Origin of the sequence: Mycobacterium sp. SA01, assembly GCF_041287105.1 — a bacterium.
Classification (GTDB): domain Bacteria; phylum Actinomycetota; class Actinomycetes; order Mycobacteriales; family Mycobacteriaceae; genus Mycobacterium.
In genome coordinates, this window is record NZ_JBGGNO010000020.1 from 1 (window position 1) to 20319 (window position 20319).

Annotated in this window: 21 protein-coding genes; 7 read left to right on the forward strand and 14 right to left on the reverse strand. The window is 67.2% G+C overall.

Annotated elements, in window-relative coordinates:
- Positions 1 to 50: 50 nt before the first annotated feature.
- On the reverse strand, positions 51 to 1616 hold the full coding sequence (gene glpK, locus AB4879_RS19150) for a glycerol kinase GlpK (RefSeq protein WP_199190040.1): 1566 nt from the start codon (positions 1614 to 1616) through the stop codon (positions 51 to 53).
- Between the two features lies 1 nt (position 1617).
- On the opposite strand from glpK, the gene AB4879_RS19155 reads away from it, so the two are divergent.
- Genes AB4879_RS19155 through AB4879_RS19165 form a run of 3 tightly spaced genes read left to right on the forward strand, consistent with a single transcriptional unit; the run spans position 1618 to position 4602 of the window.
- Positions 1618 to 2373, forward strand: a complete 756-nt coding sequence (locus AB4879_RS19155) for a class I SAM-dependent methyltransferase (RefSeq protein ID WP_102809595.1) — start codon at positions 1618 to 1620, stop codon at positions 2371 to 2373.
- A gap of 46 nt (positions 2374 to 2419) precedes the next feature.
- Entirely contained in the window at positions 2420 to 3898 is a 1479-nt protein-coding gene (locus tag AB4879_RS19160; RefSeq protein WP_370508854.1) for a glutamate--cysteine ligase, read from the forward strand.
- A gap of 26 nt (positions 3899 to 3924) precedes the next feature.
- The gene (locus AB4879_RS19165; RefSeq protein ID WP_370508855.1) at positions 3925 to 4602 is read left to right on the forward strand and encodes a class I SAM-dependent methyltransferase; all 678 of its coding nucleotides are present in this window, start codon (positions 3925 to 3927) and stop codon (positions 4600 to 4602) included.
- Between the two features lie 41 nt (positions 4603 to 4643).
- Here the strand turns inward: AB4879_RS19165 and egtE are convergent, their stop codons facing one another.
- The 9 genes from egtE to AB4879_RS19210 form a co-directional block, all read right to left on the reverse strand.
- Entirely contained in the window at positions 4644 to 5759 is a 1116-nt protein-coding gene (gene egtE, locus AB4879_RS19170) for an ergothioneine biosynthesis PLP-dependent enzyme EgtE (RefSeq protein ID WP_370508856.1), read from the reverse strand.
- Positions 5756 to 6721, reverse strand: a complete 966-nt coding sequence (egtD, locus tag AB4879_RS19175) for an L-histidine N(alpha)-methyltransferase (RefSeq protein WP_370508857.1) — start codon at positions 6719 to 6721, stop codon at positions 5756 to 5758. Before egtD ends, egtE begins: the two co-directional genes overlap by 4 nt.
- Positions 6718 to 7410 carry an ergothioneine biosynthesis protein EgtC gene (egtC, locus tag AB4879_RS19180; protein WP_370509524.1) on the reverse strand — a complete coding sequence of 231 codons (693 nt, stop codon included), beginning with the start codon at positions 7408 to 7410 and terminating at the stop codon, positions 6718 to 6720. The genes egtD and egtC overlap by 4 nt, the downstream gene beginning before the upstream one ends.
- Complete coding sequence (gene egtB, locus AB4879_RS19185) at positions 7410 to 8696, reverse strand: ergothioneine biosynthesis protein EgtB (protein ID WP_370508858.1); 1287 nt, start codon at positions 8694 to 8696, stop codon at positions 7410 to 7412. Before egtB ends, egtC begins: the two co-directional genes overlap by 1 nt.
- A complete protein-coding gene (gene egtA / locus AB4879_RS19190) occupies positions 8693 to 9982 on the reverse strand; it encodes an ergothioneine biosynthesis glutamate--cysteine ligase EgtA (protein WP_370508859.1) in 1290 nt (429 codons plus the stop codon). The genes egtB and egtA overlap by 4 nt, the downstream gene beginning before the upstream one ends.
- 77 nt (positions 9983 to 10059) lie before the next feature.
- Positions 10060 to 10701 carry a sensor domain-containing protein gene (locus tag AB4879_RS19195; RefSeq protein WP_102809597.1) on the reverse strand — a complete coding sequence of 214 codons (642 nt, stop codon included), beginning with the start codon at positions 10699 to 10701 and terminating at the stop codon, positions 10060 to 10062.
- Between the two features lie 5 nt (positions 10702 to 10706).
- Complete coding sequence (locus tag AB4879_RS19200) at positions 10707 to 11135, reverse strand: organic hydroperoxide resistance protein (RefSeq protein ID WP_370508860.1); 429 nt, start codon at positions 11133 to 11135, stop codon at positions 10707 to 10709.
- A gap of 83 nt (positions 11136 to 11218) precedes the next feature.
- Positions 11219 to 12667, reverse strand: a complete 1449-nt coding sequence (locus AB4879_RS19205) for a catalase (protein ID WP_370508861.1) — start codon at positions 12665 to 12667, stop codon at positions 11219 to 11221.
- A gap of 148 nt (positions 12668 to 12815) precedes the next feature.
- Complete coding sequence (locus AB4879_RS19210; protein ID WP_370508862.1) at positions 12816 to 13268, reverse strand: hypothetical protein; 453 nt, start codon at positions 13266 to 13268, stop codon at positions 12816 to 12818.
- A 128-nt stretch (positions 13269 to 13396) separates the two neighbouring features.
- Between AB4879_RS19210 and AB4879_RS19215 the strand changes: the two genes are divergently transcribed.
- Together AB4879_RS19215 and AB4879_RS19220 are read left to right on the forward strand one after the other, a co-directional pair.
- Positions 13397 to 13897: a hypothetical protein gene (locus tag AB4879_RS19215; protein ID WP_370508863.1), complete on the forward strand. Its 501-nt coding sequence runs from the start codon at positions 13397 to 13399 to the stop codon at positions 13895 to 13897.
- A gap of 67 nt (positions 13898 to 13964) precedes the next feature.
- Complete coding sequence (locus AB4879_RS19220; RefSeq protein ID WP_370508864.1) at positions 13965 to 14195, forward strand: hypothetical protein; 231 nt, start codon at positions 13965 to 13967, stop codon at positions 14193 to 14195.
- Positions 14196 to 14230: 35 nt separating this feature from the next.
- On the opposite strand, the gene AB4879_RS19225 is transcribed toward AB4879_RS19220, so the two are convergent.
- The 3 genes from AB4879_RS19225 to AB4879_RS19235 form a co-directional block, all read right to left on the reverse strand.
- Complete coding sequence (locus AB4879_RS19225) at positions 14231 to 15310, reverse strand: DUF4185 domain-containing protein (RefSeq protein WP_370509525.1); 1080 nt, start codon at positions 15308 to 15310, stop codon at positions 14231 to 14233.
- A gap of 81 nt (positions 15311 to 15391) precedes the next feature.
- A complete protein-coding gene (locus tag AB4879_RS19230) occupies positions 15392 to 16438 on the reverse strand; it encodes an aspartate-semialdehyde dehydrogenase (RefSeq protein WP_370508865.1) in 1047 nt (348 codons plus the stop codon).
- 2 nt (positions 16439 to 16440) lie between these two features.
- Positions 16441 to 17706: an aspartate kinase gene (locus tag AB4879_RS19235; protein WP_083120881.1), complete on the reverse strand. Its 1266-nt coding sequence runs from the start codon at positions 17704 to 17706 to the stop codon at positions 16441 to 16443.
- 95 nt (positions 17707 to 17801) lie between these two features.
- On the opposite strand from AB4879_RS19235, the gene AB4879_RS19240 reads away from it, so the two are divergent.
- Entirely contained in the window at positions 17802 to 18485 is a 684-nt protein-coding gene (locus tag AB4879_RS19240; protein ID WP_370508866.1) for a nitroreductase family protein, read from the forward strand.
- Here AB4879_RS19240 and AB4879_RS19245 read toward each other — a convergent pair.
- Positions 18426 to 18869 carry a hypothetical protein gene (locus AB4879_RS19245; RefSeq protein WP_102809563.1) on the reverse strand — a complete coding sequence of 148 codons (444 nt, stop codon included), beginning with the start codon at positions 18867 to 18869 and terminating at the stop codon, positions 18426 to 18428. The genes AB4879_RS19240 and AB4879_RS19245 overlap by 60 nt on opposite strands.
- Before the next feature lie 133 nt (positions 18870 to 19002).
- Between AB4879_RS19245 and AB4879_RS19250 the strand changes: the two genes are divergently transcribed.
- Entirely contained in the window at positions 19003 to 20256 is a 1254-nt protein-coding gene (locus tag AB4879_RS19250) for an ammonium transporter (RefSeq protein ID WP_370508867.1), read from the forward strand.
- Positions 20257 to 20319: the final 63 nt, after the last annotated feature.

The following is a 20319-nucleotide window of genomic DNA, read 5'->3' on the forward strand; positions in this document are numbered from 1 at the left end:
CCCCCCCCCCCCCCCCCCCCCCCCCCCCCCCCCCCCCCCCCCCCAACTCGTCAGACCTCCACCCAATCCAGCGTGCGCTGCACGGCTTTGCGCCATCCGGCATAGCCGGCCTCACGCTGGTCGTCGTCCCACTCCGGCGACCACCGCCGGTCCTCCTGCCAATTGGCTCGCAGGTCATCGGGATCGGCCCAGAATCCGACGGCCAACCCGGCGGCATACGCCGCACCCAGTGCGGTGGTCTCGGCGACCACCGGGCGCACCACGTCCACGCCCAGCACATCGGCTTGGATCTGCATACACAGCTCGTTCTGCGTGACCCCGCCGTCGACCTTCAAAATCTCGAGGTGCACACCGGAATCGGCTTCCATCGCGTCGACCACGTCACGGCTCTGATAGCAGATCGCCTCCAGCGTCGCGCGGGCAACATGGGCGTTGGAGTTGTAGCGGGACAGCCCGACGATCGCCCCGCGCGCATCCGAACGCCAATACGGCGCGAACAGCCCCGAGAACGCCGGCACGAAGTACACGCCACCGTTGTCGGCGACCTGCCGCGCCAGGGTCTCGCTCTGCGACGCGCCGCTGATGATGCCGAGCTGGTCGCGCAGCCACTGCACGGCCGAACCCGTCACCGCGATCGAACCCTCAAGGGCGTAAACAGGTTTCGCTTCTCCGAACTGGTAGCACACCGTGGTCAGCAACCCGTTCTCGCTGCGCACGATCTTCTCGCCGGTGTTGAGCAGCAGGAAGTTGCCGGTGCCGTAGGTGTTCTTGGCCTCGCCCGGACTCAGGCACACCTGCCCCACCATCGCCGCCTGCTGATCGCCGAGGATGCCGGTCAACGGCACCTCACCGCCCAGCGGGCCGCCGGGTAACGTCACCCCGTACGGCTCGGGCGACGACGACGGCCGGATATCCGGCAGCATCGCGCGCGGAATCCCGAAGAGCGACAACAGTTCGTCGTCCCAGTCCAGCGTCTCCAAGTTCATCAGCATGGTGCGGCTGGCATTGGTGACGTCGGTGACGTGCGTACCGCCGTGGGTTCCCCCGGTCAGGTTCCACAGCACCCAGGTGTCCGGCGTGCCGAACAGCGCGTCACCGCGTTCGGCGTCGGCACGTACGCCGTCGACGTTCTCCAGGATCCATTGCAGCTTGCCGCCGGAGAAGTACGTCGCCGGCGGCAGGCCCGCCTTGCGGCGGATGATGTCGCCGCGGCCATCCCGGTCCAGGGCGGCTGCGATCCGGTCGGTGCGGGTGTCCTGCCACACGATCGCGTTGTGGTACGGCCGTCCCGTCTTGCGGTTCCACACCAGCGTCGTCTCCCGCTGGTTGGTGATGCCCAGCGCGGCGAGGTCTTCGACGGACAGTTTCGTCTTGTTCAACGCCGAGACCACCACGGTCTGCGTGCGTTCCCAGATCTCCACCGGGTTGTGCTCCACCCACCCGGACTTCGGCAGGATCTGTTCGTGCTCGAGCTGGTGCCTGCCCACCTCGGCGCCCTTGTGATCGAAGATCATGCAGCGGGTGCTGGTGGTGCCCTGGTCAATCGAGGCGACGAAGTCAGCCAACGGTGCTCCTCTGACGTGCGATGCTGCCGAGGCAGCCGACCTTTCGTCCATGATGGCCTACATGGCATCCGAGATCACCGACATCGCCGACATGCCGCGCGGTGGCCCGGACGCGTCGTGTCTGGATCGCCTGCTGGAGACCAACCGTCCGGAATACCTCGACCGCGACGACGTCGACGACGAGGTCAAGCGCGGCATCGTCACGGCGCTGGACGTGATCGGCAACCTGTTCCGTGAACACGATCGCAACGCCGAACTGGTGCTGCGCGAGGTCGCCGATGTCGTCGACCCCGCCATTCTGGAACTCGGCGCCGGTCACGGAGCGCTGTCGCGCCGGGTGCTCGAGCAGCATCCGACCGCCCACGTCACGATCTCCGACGTCAACGCCGAGTCGGTCGCGGCTATCGCGGCATCCGACCTTGGTGAACACCCCCGCGCCACCGTGCGCACCATCGACGCGACCGCGATCGACGCCGACGACGGCGCGTTCGACCTGGCCGTCTTCGCGTTGTCGTTTCACCATCTGCCGCCCACCCAGGCCGCCCTGGTTCTCGCCGAAGGCACCCGGGTGGCCAACGAACTCCTGGTCATCGATCTGCCCCGGATGCCCTCGCTTCTGCACATCGCCAAGCTGGCGGCGATGGCGCCACTGGTGTGGTGGCCGTTCGTGCACGACGGACTGGTCAGCTCGCTGCGCTCCTACAGCCCGTCGGCGCTGCGGGCGCTCGGCGCCCACGCCGGAGTCGAGGTGGAGGTCAGCACCAACCCGTTCGATCGACAGGTTCTGCGGGCACGCCGGCGCGGTTGATGGCGATTTGCTTGCGCAGCTTGGTCTGAACCGGTTCCATCGACCCATGGGCGATGAGGTCAAGCACGCCACCTTCAACCGGGCGCACCGGCAGCAGTACCGGCGCAAGGTCCAGTTGTGCCTGGACGTGTTCGAAACGATGCTGGCCCAATCCAGCTTCGACTTCGACCGGCCGCTGACCGGGATGGAGATCGAGTGCAACCTGGTCACCGATGACTACCAGCCGGCGATGTCCAACCAGGAGGTCTTGGCAGCGATAGCCGATCCGGCCTACCAGACCGAATTGGGTGCCTACAACATCGAATTCAACGTCCCACCACGACCTCTACCCGGTCGGACGGCACTGGAGCTGGAGGCCGAGGTTCGTGCGAGCCTGAATGCCGCCGAGACCAAGGCCAACACCGACGACGCACACATCGTGATGATCGGGATCCTGCCGACGCTGATGCCCGAGCATCTGACCGGCCACTGGATGAGTCCGTCGCTGCGCTATCAGGCACTCAACGATTCGATCTTCACCGCCCGCGGCGAGGACATCCTCATCGACATCACCGGCCCTGAGCGGCTGAGCATGCACGCGGAGTCCATCGCTCCCGAATCCGCTTGTACCAGTATGCAATTGCACCTGCAGGTTTCCCCGGCCGACTTCGCCGCCAACTGGAACGCCGCTCAGGTGCTGGCCGGCCCGCAGCTCGCCCTCGGTGCCAATTCGCCGTACTTCTTCGGCCACCAGTTGTGGGCCGAGACCCGCATCGAGCTGTTCGCCCAAGCCACCGACACCCGGCCCGACGAACTCAAGGCGCAGGGCGTCCGTCCGCGAGTGTGGTTCGGGGAACGGTGGATCACCTCGATCTTCGACCTGTTCGAAGAGAACGTCCGCTACTTCCCCTCCTTGCTGCCCGAGATGTCCGACGAGGACCCGGTCGCCGAGCTCGCGGCAGGCCGCACGCCTGCTCTGTCCGAACTGCGGCTGCACAACGGGACGGTGTACCGCTGGAACCGGCCGGTATACGACGTCGTGGACGGTCGGCCGCACCTGCGGGTGGAGAATCGAGTGTTGCCGGCCGGGCCCACGGTCGTCGACATGATGGCCAACTCGGCGTTCTACTACGGCGCCTTGAGAGTGTTGGCCGAAGAGGACCGTCCGCTGTGGACGAAGATGAGTTTCACTGCGGCACATGACAACTTCATCGAAGCCGCTCGGCACGGCATGGACGCCAGGCTGTACTGGCCCGGGCTCGGCGAGATCACGCCCGACGAGCTTGTGCTGCGCACCTTGCTGCCGATGGCCGATGAGGGTCTGCGCCGCTGGGGCGTGGCCGCCGAAGTACGCGACCGCTATCTCGGCGTGATCGAGGGCCGCGCGAAGACGGGGCGCAACGGGTCGGCATGGCAGGTCGCGACGGTGCAGGCGCTGCAGGGTCGGGGCATGGCGCGCCCGGAGGCGCTGGCCGAGATGCTGCGGCGCTACTGCTCCCTGATGCACAGCAACGAGCCGGTGCACACCTGGGACATCACCGAGTGACAGCGAGTCCTTGTAAGTTGACGGACATGGACTCTGAGGTGATGGACTGGGACGGCGCCTATAAAGAGGAGGGCGCGTTCGCCGGGCCGCCGCCGTGGAATATCGGTGAGCCGCAGCCCGAACTGGCCGCTCTCGTCCGGGACGGGATGGTCAGCGGTCATGTGCTGGACGCGGGCTGCGGGCATGCCGAACTCGCGTTGGCCCTCGCGGCGACGGGCAGCACCGTCGTCGGTATCGATGTGTCGCCGACGGCGATCGCGGCCGCGACCGAAGCCGCCCGGCAGCGCGGGTTGAGCCACGTGACCTTTGTGTGCGCCGACATCACCTCCTTCACCGGCTACGACGAGCAGTTCGCCACGATCATCGACAGCACGCTGTTCCATTCGCTGCCGGTCGGCGCCCGCGACGCCTACCTCGGCGCGATCCACCGGGCGGCCGCACCCGGGGCGCGGCTCTATGTTCTGGTCTTCGCAAAGGGCGCCTTCCCGCCGCACCTCGAGACCAAGCCCAACGAGGTCGACGAGGACGAGCTACGCGCCGCGGTGTCGAAGTACTTCGTGATCGACGACATTCGGCCGGCGAAGATCCATTCCCACAAGCCGGCGTTCGCCGACCTGCCCCAGGGGGAGATGCCGTTCGAACTCGACGCGAAGGGCCGCCTGATGATGCCGGCCTACCTGCTCAGCGCACATAAGGCGGGCTGAGTACCGCGCATCCCCACGCCCATGCGGGTTCTGCTGGTCGGTCAGGTGACGGCGCGCAGCGCGGCGACCAGCGCCTCGATGTCTTCGGTGCCGGCGTCGACGTGCGGCGAAATCCGCAGCACTGGCGTCGTCAGCTCCAGCGGAGCGCGCTCCACTCCGGCCGCAGTCGTCACGATGCCGTGCTCGTCGATCAGGCGGGCTCGCACCTGCACGGGGTCGGCGCCGTCGGCGGGCTCCAACGTGGTGATGGCGGTCGGCGCGTCGTCGGGTTCCACCACTCGCCAGCCCTGCACCTCGGCCAGCATCGCGCGGGTCTGACGTCCGAGCGCGGCCAGCCGCTGCCGTACCGTTTCCGGTCCGGCCGCGAGGTGCTGTCCCACCGCGACGGAAAAGCCGACCCGCGCAGCGATATTGGCTTCACCGAACTCCAGGCACTGCAACGCCGATACCGCACCGGCCCACGGCGGGGACTGCAACAGGTCGGCCAGCGCCGGACGCACCGCCAGCACTCCCACCCCGCGCGGACCCGCCAACCACTTGCGCGACGACGAGTAGACCGCGTCGGCGTCGGCCACGCAGTCGATGTGGCCCAGCGCCTGCGCGGCATCGACGATCAGCGGGACGCCGATCTCCCGGCACACCTCCGCGACCGCGGCGACGGGTTGTACGACACCGCGGTGGCTGCCGACCGCGGTCAGGTGGACCAGCGCCGGCGGCGCATCGGCCAGGGTGTTGCGGGCGGCATCCGGGTCGACCCGGCCCAAACTGTCGACCGGTAGCTCCTGCCGGGTGAAGCCGCGCGCAGTGAACTCCACCAGATTGGGGCCGTACTCGCCGGGCAGGCACGCCACGGTCCGTTCCATCGGCCACACGCCGAGCAGCAGTTGTAGCGCGTTGCCCGATCCGGTGGTGAAAATGACGTCGTCCGAGGACATTCCGGTCAGCACGGCCACACCGGCGCGGCCGGCGTCGAGAACCGGAGCGGCCGCCTGCGCAGCGACGTAGCCGCCCACCTCCGACTCGTGGCGGGCGTGTGCGGCAGCCGCATCGATCGCCGCCAGGCTCTGGCGTGAACACGCGGCGCTGTCCAGGTGCACACCGGCCGCGGGCAGCCGTGCCTCCCGCCAGCTGTCAGCCAGAGCGTCGGGTGCGCTCACTTCACCGCCAGGGACAGCCCGAAGTCCCCGGCCTCATCGGTCCACCACTGCGTCCGCCGCAGCCCGGCCGCCTGCAGCTCGTGCGCGACGGCCTCGGGCCGAAACTTGCACGACACCTCGGTGAGCATCTCTTCGCCCGCGGCGAACTCGACGCGCAGATCCAGCCCGGCGACGGTGACCTCCTGCGGAGACGTTGCGCGCAGCCACATCTCGATGCGCTCCTCGTCGGGGTTCCAGCGGGCGACGTGCTCAAAGGCGTCGATGTCGAAGTCGGCGTTCAGTTCTCGATTGACCACCGTCAGCACGTTGAGGTTGAACCGCGCGGTCACCCCGGCGCTGTCGTCGTAAGCGCGAACCAGGCGTTCGGTGTCCTTGACCAGGTCGGTGCCCAGCAGCAGGCTGTCCCCGGGGTCGAGTACGTCGGCGAGCGCGGTGAGGAACTCCGCGCGTGGGGCGGCGGTCAGATTGCCGATGGTGGACCCGAGGAACACGAACAACCGGCGACCGCCCGAGGGGATCTTGGCCAGATGTTCCTCGAAATCGCCGCACACCGCGTCGATGTCGAGATCCGGATACTCGTGCTCCAGCGCGGCTCCGGCCAGTTCCAACACACTCGAGTCCACGTCGAACGGCACGAATCGTCGCAGCGACCCGTTGTCGCGCATGGCAGTCAGCAGCAGCCGCGTCTTCTCCGACGTCCCGCTGCCGAGTTCCACCAGTGTGTCGGCACCACTTGCGGCGGCGATCGCCGCCGACTGGGACCGCAGGATCTGCGCTTCGGTCCGGGTCGGGTAGTACTCCGGCAGCCGGGTGATCTGGTCGAACAGGTCACTACCGACGGCGTCGTAAAACCATTTGGGCGGCAATGACTTCGGTGTCTGCGTCAAGCCGTGCAGCACATCGGCGCGGAGCGCCTGGGCGGCGGCGTCGGCGGCCAGGTAGTTCGACAGCGTGAACGTCACAAAGATCCTTTCAGCGGGGTCAGTGTCACCTGTCCCCCGCTCACGTCGACGAGATGCCGGTCCGGGATGTCCTGCCAGTCGGGGTGGTCGTCATAGGGTTCGCTGGCCAGCACCACTCCGTCACTGCGGCGCAACACCGACAGAGTGTCACCCCAGGTGGTGGCCAGCAGCCGAGATCCGTTGGCGGCGATGATGTTCAACCTTGCACCCGGATCCGCCACCCCGACTTCGGCGATCGTATCGCCGAGGTTCTCCGGTCCGCGGTCGAAGATCAGCGCGGCAAGCATCGCGCTGTCGACGGTCGATTCGGCCGCCGCGCTGACGGGCAACACGCCGCGGTCGACCACCCCGTTGTGGGACAGCAGCCAGGTGCCGTCGCTGAATGGGGCAGACGCACTGGCCTCGATCGGCATGCCGACCGTCGCCGAACGCACTGCTGCGACAATGCAATTGCTACGCAACGCCGGTGACACCGAGGCGAACGAGACATCGCCCCACAGCGGCGACGCGCTGCGCCAGCGGCGCACCTCGCCGCCATCGAAGAAGCCCACGCCCCACCCGTCGGCGTTGATCAACCCGTGCTTCTGCCGGCGCGGGGCATAGGACTGAACTCTCAACCCGCACGGCGGGTCGAGGACCAGCGAGGCGATCGCCACCGGTTCGCCCAGCCAGCCCAGGTGCCGGCACATCAGACGTCCCACGCCAAGCGCACACCGGAGAAGATCTGCCGACGGATCGGGTGATCCCAATTCCGGAAGCTGGGGCGCAACGTGTCGGCGCCCACCGCCCACGAACCACCGCGAAGCACCTTGTAGTCACCGTCGAAAAACGGCTCCGAATAGCGTTGATAGATCATCGGTGTGAAGCCCGGCCATGGCCGCAGCGGCGACGTGGTCCACTCCCACACATCTCCGAGCATCTGCTCGGCGCCATAGGCAGACGCCCCGTCGGGATAGGCCCCAACCGGCGCGGGGCGCAGCGCCTGCCCACCGAGGTTGGCCCGGTGCGGTGTCGGTTCCTCCGGGCCCCACGGGTAACGACGGCGCGAGCCGACCTCCGGGTCCCAGGCGGCGGCCTTCTCCCATTCGACTTCACTCGGCAGCCGTGCGCCCGCCCACGCGGCGTAGGCCTCGGCTTCGAAGAAAGTGACGTGCTGGACGGGTTCGTCGCCGGGGATGTCCTCGACGTGGCCGAATCGGGTTCGGGTGCCGTCCGGATTCCAGAACTCCGGTGCGCTCAACTCGGCTTGGAGCCGGTGCTCCCATCCGCGCGGTGACCACCATCGCTGTTGGATGTAGCCGCCGTCATCGATGAACTGGCGCCATTCGGCGTTGGTCACCGGTACCCGGCCGATGCGGAACGCCGGCACATCGACCACGTGGGCGGGGCGTTCGTTGTCCAGTGACAGCGGTTCGGTCGCCGCGTCGACGCCGAGGACGAACGGGCCGCCGGGCACCAGAACCGAACCGCCGGCCAACGCGGGCCTGCCCTGCGGCAGCGTCATCCGATGCGCCAAAATCGGTGCGCCGCTGCGCAAGTTGAGTGCCTGCAAAATTGTCTCGTCGTGCTGGTTCTCATGGCTAATCACCAAGCCGAAGCGGAACGCCACCTCGGCATCGTCATCGCGGTGGGGCAAGGTGTCGAGCACGTCGAGTGCGGCAGCCCGCACGCTGTTGCAGTAGGCGCGGGACTGCGCCGGTGACAGGAGCGGGAGATCGACGCGGCTGGCGCGAGAGTGCACGAAGGCGTCGTAGAGGCCTTCGATGTTCGCGGGCAGCATCCCCGGCCGATTCGGGTCGCCGTCGCGCAGCAGCCAGAGCTCCTCCTGTTGCCCGATGTGGGCGAGGTCCCAGACCAATGGACTCATCAGCGGGCTGTACTGGCGATGCAACTCGGCGTCGTCGAAGTCAGTCAGCGTCCACGTGCGCTGGCGGGCCCGTTCGAGGTCCCGCGCCAGCGTCTCGCGTGCGATCACGCCGTCGCCTCGGCCATCTGCAGGACGGCACCTTCGATGCCGCGCTCGATGACCCGATCGGCGAATTCGTCGGCTGGGCAGCGGCCTTCTTCCACGTTGTGCACCAACCGCCGCATGGACTCGGATAATTCCGCGGGGGCCCGGTCGGCGACGAGCGCGACGCATCGGTTGGCGGCTTCGTAGAGGCGGTCGTCCTTGAGACCGACCCGCGCGGCAAGGTCCCATGCCGTCTCAACCGATTCGACGGCCTCGGCGGCCAGTTCGGCGAGGGCCGGGTCGTCGAGAAGGGTGACGACGAGGAACACGACTGCGGGCAGCAGATCGTCGGGCACGCTGTCGAGGTACCGGATTTCCAGCCAACGGCGGGGGCGCACCGGCGGGAACAGCGTGGTGAGGTGGTAGTCGAGGTCGGCGGTGGTCGGGCGGCGATCGCCGAGCAGCACCAGTCCGTCGGCCCAGTCCGCGAACGGCACGTGCTCGGTGACCGCGACGGGATCCGGGTTGTGCACCAACATCACCGGCGCCTTGAGCGCGTAGCGAGCCCAGTCGGTGCACGGATCGTCACCGCTGGCACCCAGGACCGGCCCACAGCGCGCCGAGTCCAGCTGACTCCACACCCGCTGACGGGTTGACACCCAGCCGGTGAAGTCGCCGCCGAGCAACGGTGAATTCGCCGCGATCGCGATCGTGGTGGGGCCGAGCGCATGGGCGAGCCGCACCCGCTCGGCCCAGCCGTCGCGGGGACCGGCGTCGAGGTTGATCTGGATCGAGGCCGTCGAGGTCATCATCGCCGCCCCTGCGCTGGCCGTCCCGGACGCGACGAAGAACTGTTCCATCGCCTCATAGCGGGCGCCGGGATTGACCCGATGCGGGCGGCGTAGCGGGTCGGCGCCGAGCAGCACCAGGCCGAGGCCGGCGTCGGCGAACGCCGAACACAACCTCGCCCGGTCGGCGGCCAGCGCAGCGATGGCCGGCACCGGGCCGTCGGCCGGCGGGCCGGACAGTTCGACCGCGCCCCCCGGTTCCACGGTGACGGCGCTGCCGCCGGGCAACGGTCCCACGGTGGCGATCACGTCGCTCAGTTCCGACCAGCCCGGGCGGCGCAGTGGATCAGCCAGATCGAAGCAGTGCGCTTCGAGTTCCAGACCCACCCGACCGACCGGACCGTCGTCCAGTGAGGCGCCGGCGATGTGCAAGGCAGCCGAGGATGAGCTGTTCAGGACTCGTTCTTCGGCACCCGACCCGCAAGGTGCCCGGCCCGACTCCGAAGTGACGGCGAACGTCATGACATCCATCTTCCAGACCGCACCGACAAGTTTCGTCGATCGGCGGCTGACCCGTTGATGACGTTCACCCGACCTCGCTATAGACCCAATGTGTTCTGCATGGCGCCGGCCAGTACGTTCACCGCCGGCCCGCCGTTGCCGGACTGGCAGACCTTGGCCTGCAACAGCACGTTTTCCCGCAACCGTGTCTGGGTGAAACACCGCCGATCGGTATCTGCTTCCTGTTTGACCCACACCGCGTCGGTGGCCGTCGGGGCAGCACCGCCGAACGACCACACCTGAGTTGTTCCGTCGGCGAGGTGCATGGCGGTGGTCTGACCGGCGCACCCGACCGTGCGGTCGACGACGCGGTGGTACGCACGGGTGGCGGCGTCGACGGTCGCAAACACCCCGACGGCCTGTTTGACCAGGTGGTTCTGGTCGGTGGCCGAGGTCTGCGTGACCGCACTGTTGAACGACGCAAGGTCGGGGTCGTTGAACACCTCGGGCAACCCGATGTCGGCCCAGTTGTTGCAGACCGGCAGATCGACCCAGAACCCCTGCACCGGGTCGGTGCTCACTGCCTCCCACGTCATCGGTGCCCCGACGATGTTGCCGACCGAGCCTTTGGCGAGCACGGCGTAGGAGACCACGCCCGGGTCCGCCGGCCGGGCCTGCGCCGGAGCGGCCGCGACTACGCCCGCTGCCAGCACAGCGGCCGCCGCTGCGGCGGTGCGCATCACCCTCAGACCTTGGCGGTCAGCGTGACGTCGATATTGCCGCGGGTCGCTTTCGAATACGGGCACACCTGATGAGCCTTGTTCATCAGGTCCTCGGCCTGACTCTGTTCGAGTCCGGGGAGGTAGCCGATGAGGTGGGCGTTGATGCCGTACCCGCCGTCGGCGTCCTTGCCGAAGCCGACCTGCGCGGTGATGCCCGACGCACTGTCGAGTCCGATCTTCTCCGAGCACGCCACCAGTTGCAGCGCGCCCAGGAAGCAGGCGGCGTAACCCGCCGAGAACAGTTGCTCGGGGTTGGTGCCCTCGCCGCTACCGCCCGCTTCCTTGGGCGGCCTGGTGTCCAGATCGATCCGATTGTCCGACGACTTCACGTGGCCGTCACGCCCGCCGCCGCTGGCCGTCGATTCCGCGGTGTAGATGACCTCGATGCTCATGACTTCGATCATGCCAGGCCGCGAGATCGACATGAAGGTCGTGAAAATTCACCCGATCACAACCCTCATGTCGATGTCGGCTGCTAGCCGGTGTTGCCTCGCACGCCTTCCTCGATCTTCTTGCCGAGGTCGGCATCGATGTTGCGCCAGTACTCGAACACCCGGGACAGCACAGGCTCCTTGACACCTTTGGATACGTGGCCGATGACGTTGTGCGCCAACCGGTCTCGGGCATCGTCGTCGAGAACTTCCCGGACCAGGGTGCCGGCCTGGCCCCAGTCGTCATCTTCTTCACGAAGGGAATAGGCCGTGCGGACCATATCGCCGTCGGAGACCCAGTGCACCTCAGCCGCCCGCGCGGGATCGGCCTGCGGACCACCCATCGAGTTCGGCGCGTACACCGGATCGGTCACGTTGTGCATCCGCATCGCACCGTCTTTGGAGTAGCTGTGCACTTCGACTCTCGGTGTGTTGACTGGGATCTGCTTGTAGTTCACCCCGAGCCGGTGCCGATGGGCGTCACTGTAGGAGAAGCCGCGTGCCAACAACATTTTGTCCGGGCTCAATCCGGTACCGGGCACGATGTTGTTCGGCTCGAAAGCGGCCTGCTCCACCTCGGCGTGGTAATCGGTGACGTTGCGGTTCAACGTCATTCGACCGACTTCGTGCAGCGGGTAGTCGCTGTGCGGCCACACCTTGGTCAGGTCGAACGGATTGAACCGGTACGTCTTGGCATCCTCGAACGGCATGATCTGGACGTGCAGAGTCCAGCTCGGAAAGTCGCCGGCCTCGATCGTGTCGAAGAGGTCGCGCTGGTGGTAATCGCCGTCGCTGCCTGCCAATTCGTCGCCTTCCTCCTGGGTGAGGAATTCGATGCCCTGGTCGGTCTTGAAGTGGTATTTCACCCAGAACAACTCGCCGGCCGCGTTGAGCCAGCTGTAGGTGTGACTGGAGTAGCCGTTCATGTTTCGCCAGGTCTTCGGGATGCCGCGGTCACCCATCAACCAGGTGACCTGGTGTGCGGATTCCGGTGAGAGCGTCCAGAAGTCCCACTGCATGTGGTGATCCCGCAGGTTCGACGACTGCAGGCGCTTCTGAGAGCGGATGAAGTTCTGGAACTTGATCGGATCCCGCAGAAAGAACACCGGCGTGTTGTTACCGACGAGGTCGAAGTTGCCCTCGGAGGTGTAGAACTTCAGAGCGAATCCACGGGGGTCCCGCCAGGTGTCTGGGCTGCCGCGCTCGCCGGCGACGGTGGAGAATCTGGCCACCATGTCGGTTTTGACGCCGGGCTGCAGGAACGCCGCACGAGTGAACTTGCTGACGTCCTGCGTCACTTCGAACGTTCCGAACGCACCGCCGCCTTTGGCGTGCGGCTGGCGCTCCGGGATACGTTCGCGATTGAAGTTGGCCATCTGCTCGATCAGGTAGTGGTCCTGGAGCAGGATCGGGCCATCCGGCCCGACGGTCAGGGAATGTTCGAGGCTCGGCGCCGGTGCGCCGGCATCTGTGGTCGCGAATTTCTCAGTCATCGTCTCCCCTATCTGGAGTCAGCACCTTTCGGAAGGCGTGTACCCAAGACCCGTTCTACTCTCCCAAAACGGTTCCGGGGCAATCCCTGAACAGCAGGGTGCCCAGCGTCCCTGGGGGGATGGGACGCTGGGCACGTCTGCGGTGCGGTCAAGGACGCGGGGTCGGGGTGACGGTGCCGCCCGGACCTGCGCCGCCCGGACCTCCTGGCCCGAATCCGGGGCCGGCGCCCGGACCCTGCCCGCCTGGAGCTCCCGGTCCGCCGGGACCCATCGGACCCCACGGTCCTGCGCCGGGCATCATCATCCCGGGGCCGCCACCCGGTCCGCCCCGATGGTGGAACTGCTGCGAGTCACCATCTCCGCGGGGGTGGTGCCAGCCGCCGTGGCCGCTGGTGCGACCGAGGATGAAGCCGGTGAAGAAGACTGCACCGACAATGAAGACGGTGCCCGCGACGATCGCGACCCAGGCGGCGACCTGGTTCAGCCGGTTGGGCCGGGTGGCGACGGGGACCGGGCCGTAGTAGGGCGGTGGCGGTGGCGGATCGAGAGTGGCGACAGGGCTGGTTACGGGCTCGTCGGCCCGCTCGGGTGTTTCGGTCATGAGTCGATGATGCGAGCGTGCTGCCCAGTGCGGGTTAGGTGCCACCTTTGAAAAGGCTGTGAATGACGAATTGTGGTCTGCATGGTCGTTTCCGCCCGCCGCGGGCTGCCCCGCGCTATGAACCAAAGATGAATAAGCTGCTCCACTCGCTGACCGAGGCCGAGTTCCTGTTGGTCCGGGAGACCGACACCGGCGCACTCACCGACCTCGACGAGGACGCGCTGCTGGACTTGCACCGCAGGGTTCGACGCGCCCGCAACAAGTACGTCGGGCTCTACCGCCGCACGGGCGCGGCGAAGGTGTCGGCGAAGGGCGCCCGGGGTGCCGCCCGATCGGCCAACGAACGCAATGGCGCAAAGGCCGAGATCTTCGAGGGTGCGCTGGGGCGGGTGAGTAAACAACTCGGTGTCGCTGCAGCGCGCAGCGCCCGGGAGCTCAAGGAGGAGCGGCTGGCCCGGGCCCGTCAGGAAAGTTCGGCCCCCGTGACGCCGGCCAAGGGCGGCGGCAAGGTGGCGACGCTGGGTCGGACCCGGGTGGACCGGTCCCGTGAGTCACCGGGCCGCAAGAAGCGCGAGGCCGGTTCTATTGCATCCGGCGCGCGGCGGCAGGCCAAGCGCGACAATCGCTGAGTTCCGGCAGGCAACTGGACAGTGTCAGCGAACTTTGCCACTATTGCGCGGGGGTTGCCGTGAAGGAGTGTCCACCGTGCTTTTGTACCTCTATCTCACCGGCATGCCGCTATTCATCTTTCTGGCTCGGGTTTTCACTGAAGCCTTTGATGCAGGTGAAACGGTGCGACCTCGCGTACGCCTGCCGCTGATCATCGCGGCGGGATTCTTGTGGCCGGTGTTGCTCGTGGGAGTTGCCCAAATACATGTGCTGCGACTGCGAGCGAAGCTGCTCGGCCCCGAGGCCGACGCACACTGAGCCCAGGTCCAAACCCTGCAGGAGCGGCCTGCCTCTCACCAGGGCTTGATCGGGTTCACCGCGAACTGCAGCACCCGGTAGGGCGCGCGGTCGCGCGGCGTGGTGTTCCACTGACTGACGAATACCCGCACCTCGTCGAGCGTCGAACCCGGCGAGATGTAGCCGCCGTACGGCTGCGCCAGCCGGTTGTCTTCCGGCGGCGGCAAGCTCTCCGCGGGGTCGGGCCAATCACCCGCTTGCACCACCGTCGTCACCGGCGCAGTTCCCAGACCCGTCGGGTCGTAGGCCACCCGCATCTCCATGTTCCCGGTGCTGGCGTTGAAGTAGGACAGCACCGGCTTTCCGTCGACCTCGCGCAGGCTCATCTCGCCGATCTTGTCCGGCCACAACGGGGTTGGCGTCTTGTTCCAGCCGCCGCCCGGACCGGCCGCCCAGCCTTGCCAGCGCGCACGGTCGGTGAAGTTCTCTCGCGTGGCGCGGTAGAGCATCACCGGCCCGGACCGGTCGAAGTTGTTGGCCACGATGTACACCCAGCCGGTCTGCGAGTCCGGTGTCGGGATCGGGTCGTAGTAGCCGCTGATCTGCGTCTGACGGCCGCCGGCGTAGGAGGCGGGCCGCTGCGAACCCGCGACGGTCTGCCAACCGCCTTGCCCGGCAACCGCTTTCACCAGCCGAGACGTCTGCGGTACCAGGTCTTTGGTGGTGGTCACCAGCAGATAGTTCTGCCGGTTGATCTGCACCACCCCCGCGGGCAGCTGCGAAGCACCCGGCGGCCGGGGGTCGGCCAGCAATGGTTTGTCCACCCCGACGACGCCGGTGTAGCGGATCCCGCCGGGATCGTCGACCGAGTCACCGGCCACTCGCAGCGCGACCGGCGAGAACCACCCACCGAATCCGACGCCCTGGCCGGCAAAGCTGTCCCCGCAGATCTGGAGCAATTCAGTTGGGAATTCCATGAACTCGCACAAGTCGGTGGCGCCGATGCCGTACTCGCGGGTCGGCGTCCCGGTGCCGGCGATCGGCCCGATCCGCATCACCTGGCCCGGCGCCAACGGCGCGAGGATCGGGTCAGGAGCTGGGCTCGGCGGATCGGCGATCGCCGGGGGCGCCAGCATCAGCGCCGAGATCGACGAAATGGCGCACGCCACTCGCAGTTTCACGCCCAAACGTCGGTTTCGGCGCAAGGGGGACCAATCCTAGAGCTCGGCGGCCAGCAGCTCGGCGATCTGAATCGTATTGAGGGCAGCACCTTTTCGCAGGTTGTCACCCGAAAGGAACAGCGCGAGGCCACGGCCGTCCGGCACGCCGGGATCCTGGCGAATCCGGCCCACCAGGGTCTCGTCCACCCCGGCAGCAGCCAGCGGCGTGGGGACGTCGACCAGCTTCACCCCGGGGGCACCGTCGAGCAGCGCAGTGGCCCGCTCCGGCGAAATCGGCTCAGCGAATTCGGCGTTGATCGACAGTGAGTGCCCGGTGAACACCGGCACCCGCACACACGTCCCGGACACGGCAAGCTCCGGGATGCCCAGGATCTTGCGGCTCTCGTTGCGCAGCTTCTGATCCTCGTCCGTCTCACCGGAGCCGTCGTCGACCAGTGACCCGGCCAGCGGAACCACGTTGAAGGCAATCGGCGCAACATATTTCACCGGAGCCGGGTAATCCAGCGCCGACCCGTCGTGCACCAGCTCCTCGACCCCGGAGATCACCGCGCGGGCCTGGGTGGCCAACTCGTCGACACCGGCCAGCCCACTGCCCGACACCGCCTGATAGGTGGAGGCGATCATCCGCACCAACTGGGCTTCGTCGTGCAGCACCTTGAGCACTGGCATCGCGGCCATGGTGGTGCAATTCGGGTTGGCGATAATGCCCTTGGGAAGGGACCGAGCCCGATTGGCGACATCTCTGTCGAAGTTCACCTCGGACACCACCAGCGGCACCTCGGGATCCTTACGCCACGCCGAGGAGTTGTCGATCACGACGACACCGGCTGCAGCGAACCGCGGCGCCTGGACCCGCGACATCGTCGCGCCGGCCGAGAACAACGCGATGTCCAGGCCGGTGGGATCCGCGGTCTCGGCGTCCTCGACCTCGATCTCCTGGCCGCGGAACGGCAGCTTCTTGCCCGCCGACCGTGACGAGGCGAAGAACCGCACGCTGGTCACCGGGAAGTCCCGCTCCTCGAGCAGGGTGCGCATCACCTGGCCGACTTGGCCGGTGGCTCCGACAACACCGATGTTGACCATGACTACCGACCCGTCCCGGCGTAGACGACGGCTTCTTCCTCGCCGCCGAGGCCGAACGCCTCGTGCAACGTGGCAACGGCCTTGTCCAGCTCAGTGTCCTTGACCAGCACCGAGATTCGGATCTCGGAGGTCGAGATCAACTCGATGTTCACCCCGACCTCGGCCAGCGCCTCGCAGAACGTCGCGGTCACACCCGGGTGGCTGCGCATCCCGGCGCCCACCAGCGAGACCTTGCCGATGTGGTCGTCGTAGAGCACCTTGGTGAACCCGATCTCACCCTGCAGTGCGGTGAGCTTCTCCACCGCCGTCGGCCCGATGTCGCGCGGGCAGGTGAACGTGATGTCGGTTTTGCCGTCCTCGACCTTGGAGATGTTCTGCAGCACCATGTCGATGTTGATGTCGTTGTCGGCAACCGCGCGGAACACCTTGGCGGCGTAGCCGGGTACGTCGGGCAGCCCGACAACGGTGACCTTGGCCTCACTGCGGTCGTGGGCAACTCCGGTCAGGATGGCGTCTTCCATGGGGATGTCCTCGATAGATCCTGTGACGATCGTGCCGGGCTTGTCGGTGTATGAAGACCGGACGTGAATCGGAACGTTGTAGCGGCGGGCGTATTCCACACAGCGCAGCATCAGCACCTTTGCGCCGCAGGCCGCCATCTCGAGCATTTCCTCGAAGCTGACGGTGTCCAGGCGACGGGCATTGGGCACGATGCGCGGGTCGGCGGTGAAGATGCCGTCGACGTCGGTGTAGATCTCGCAGACGTCGGCGTTCAGGGCGGCCGCCAGCGCGACGGCGGTGGTGTCCGAGCCGCCGCGGCCCAGCGTCGTGACGTCCTTGGTGTCCTGGCTCACGCCCTGGAAGCCGGCGACGAGAACGATCTGTCCCTCGTCGAGCGCGGATCGCAGCCGGGTGGGCGTGACGTCGATGATCTTGGCGTTGCCGTGGGCGCCGGTGGTGACGACACCGGCCTGCGATCCGGTGAAGGACCGGGCCTGCGCCCCTAGCGACTCGATGGCCATCGCGACCAGCGCGTTCGAGATCCGCTCGCCCGCGGTCAGCAGCATGTCCAGCTCACGGGCGGGCGGTGCCGGGCAGACCTGCTTGGCCAGATCCAGCAGTTCGTCGGTGGTGTCGCCCATCGCCGAGACGACCACGACGACGTCGTTACCGGCCTTCTTGGTTTCGACGATGCGCTCGGCGACGCGCCGGATCCGGTCGGCATCGGCCACCGAGGATCCGCCGTACTTCTGCACGACGAGCGCCACTGTCTGCCCTTTCGAAAGAGTGGGATGTCGGCTCTAAGGATAAGGGGTCGCAGCACCTGCTTTTTCCGGCCCGATCGGCGCGTAACGTCGCGGCGGTGCCTGACCAACGCGCCGACCCGCCCCGCGAACGTCATGCCCGGACCCGGGTGCCGATCCACCCGCCGATCGCCGAGCGGTGGAGTCCGCGGGCTTTCGACCCCGACGCCGAGGTCACCTCGGAGCAGCTGATCGCCCTGATCGAGGCGGCCCGGTGGGCCGCGACCTGGGGTCATCGACAGCCGGTCCGCTTCGTCGTCGGGCGGCGGGGCGACGCGGCGTTCACCACGCTCGCCGGGTTCCTGCGCCGCGGGAATAGTTACGCCCACGCCGCGGGCGCGCTGATCCTGGTGTGTTCCGACGAGGGCGAGGACGAGCGCACGGCGCTCTACGCGGCCGTGGATGCGGGTGCCGCCATCGCGAATCTGTCCGTCGAAGCCGTCGCCCGTGGCCTCATCGCGCATCCGATGGCCGGCTTCGACGTCGACGGTGCCCGCACCGCATTCGACCTGCCGGACGGGGTGCGCCCACTGGCGGTCGTGGCCGTCGGTGCCCTCGGTGACTATGCACAGTTGCCGCCGGAGATCGCCGAACGCGACGGCCGGCCGCGGGAGCGGCTGCCGCTCGAGGAGATCGTGCTCAACTGGTCAGGAGCATGGCCGTCGTCAGGAGCAGGGCCGTCGTCAAGAGCAGGTCTTGCGCAGCTCCCCGAGCTTGGCGACGATCCGGTCGTTGAGCAGTGACATCTCGTAGACCTGAGGCGGCGCCGGGGCGCCGGGCGCGCGGTTCTGGGTCTGCGACCGCAGCGTCGGTAGCCCGCTGACGAACTGGTTGGCCAGCTGTGCCACCTCGGTGGCCTGGGCGGCCAACCCCGGATCGGTCACCTTCTGCGCCCGCTCGGCCAGGCCGTCGGCCCAGTCCTTGTAGGCGGTGTCCTCGGCGACGGTCGGCACACCCTCGTTGCCCTTGGAGTCGATCTTCGCCGCCTGAGATCGGCTGAAGTCCAGGAAGTCGATCACCGGCTTGCATTTCTCCGGCGGCCCGTCGAACCACTTCGAATAAATGGCGAAGCCGACCGCGATGACCACCACGGTGATGGTGAGGACCCAGCGCGGACGTCGGTGCATGGTCGCCCAGCGTAGCGAAGCGTCAACGTTTAACGCGGCGGCAACACCACGAGGGTGTCTACGTAACAGAAACATCGTTCACTGCCGGTGAACGGCCCAACCATGGACGGGCCGCCCACCCGCAGGAGATTAGATGGATACAGGGACCACAGCATTCATGCTGTGTTGCATCATCGGGCTGACGATGATGATCCCGGGCCTGGCGCTGTTCTACGGCGGCATGGTCTCGGTCAAGAGCTCCACCAACATGATGATGATGACGTTCGGCGCTGTGGCCATCGTCGGCGTGCTCTGGATTTTGTTCGGCTTCTCCATGACATTCGGTACGTCCTACGGCGGTTTCGTCGGCAGTCTGACCGAATTCGCCGGGATGAAGAACCTGCTGGAGTCGCAGACCACGATCTCCGGTCTGCCGGTCAGTCTGTTCGCGTTGTTCCAGGCACTGTTCGCGGCAATCACGGTCGCACTGATCTCCGGTGCGGCGGCCGACCGAATGAAGTTCGCGGCCTGGATGGTCTTCGCGACCCTGTGGGCGGTTCTGTGCTATTTCCCCGTCGCACACTGGGTGTTCGCGTTCAACGGCGTGGTCACCCCGGACGCAGTCGGCGGCTGGATTGCCAACAACCTCAAGGCAATCGACTTCGCCGGTGGTACCGCGGTGCACATCAACGCCGGTGCAGCCGCGCTGGCGGTGGCCATCGTGCTCGGCAAGGGTGCCAGCTGGGGCAAGCTGCGCAAGCCGCACAACGTCCCACTGACACTGCTCGGCGCCGGGCTGCTGTGGGCCGGCTGGTATGCCTTCAACGGCGGTTCGGCTCTGGCCGCGGGCAATTCGGCGGCCATCGTCATGGTCACCACGTTCGTCGCCACCTGCGCTGCCACGCTCGCCTGGCTGGCGGTGGAGAAGTTCAAGGACGGCCACGTCACCGGTGTCGGTGCGGCGGCGGGTGCCATCACCGGCCTGGTCGCGATCACCCCGGCCTGTGGTTCGGTGACGCCGGTCGGCGCGATCATTCTCGGCCTCGTCGCGGGCGCCATCTGCCCGTTCGCCGTGGGCCTCAAAGAGAAGTTCGGATACGACGATTCGCTCGACGTCGTCGGCGTGCACCTCGTCGGTGGTGTCATCGGCACCCTGCTGATCGGCTTCCTGGCCAGCGACACCATGCCGAACAAGGTGAACGGTTTCTTCTACGGCGGTGGTTTCGACCAGCTGTGGCGCCAAGCCGTGGCGGCCGGTGCGGTGATGATCTATTCGTTCGTGATCGCATTCGTCATCGCGTGGGCCATCAAGAAGACGATGGGTATCCGGATCTCCTCGGAAGAAGAGGAGAAGGGTATCGACACCCACGTCCACCGCGACCCGGCGTACGAGCTCGAGTACGCCTGATGCGGACTCGAGCCGGGCGTGGCACTCCTTCCCCCGCCCGGCTCGAGCCCCTCGCGCATTCCC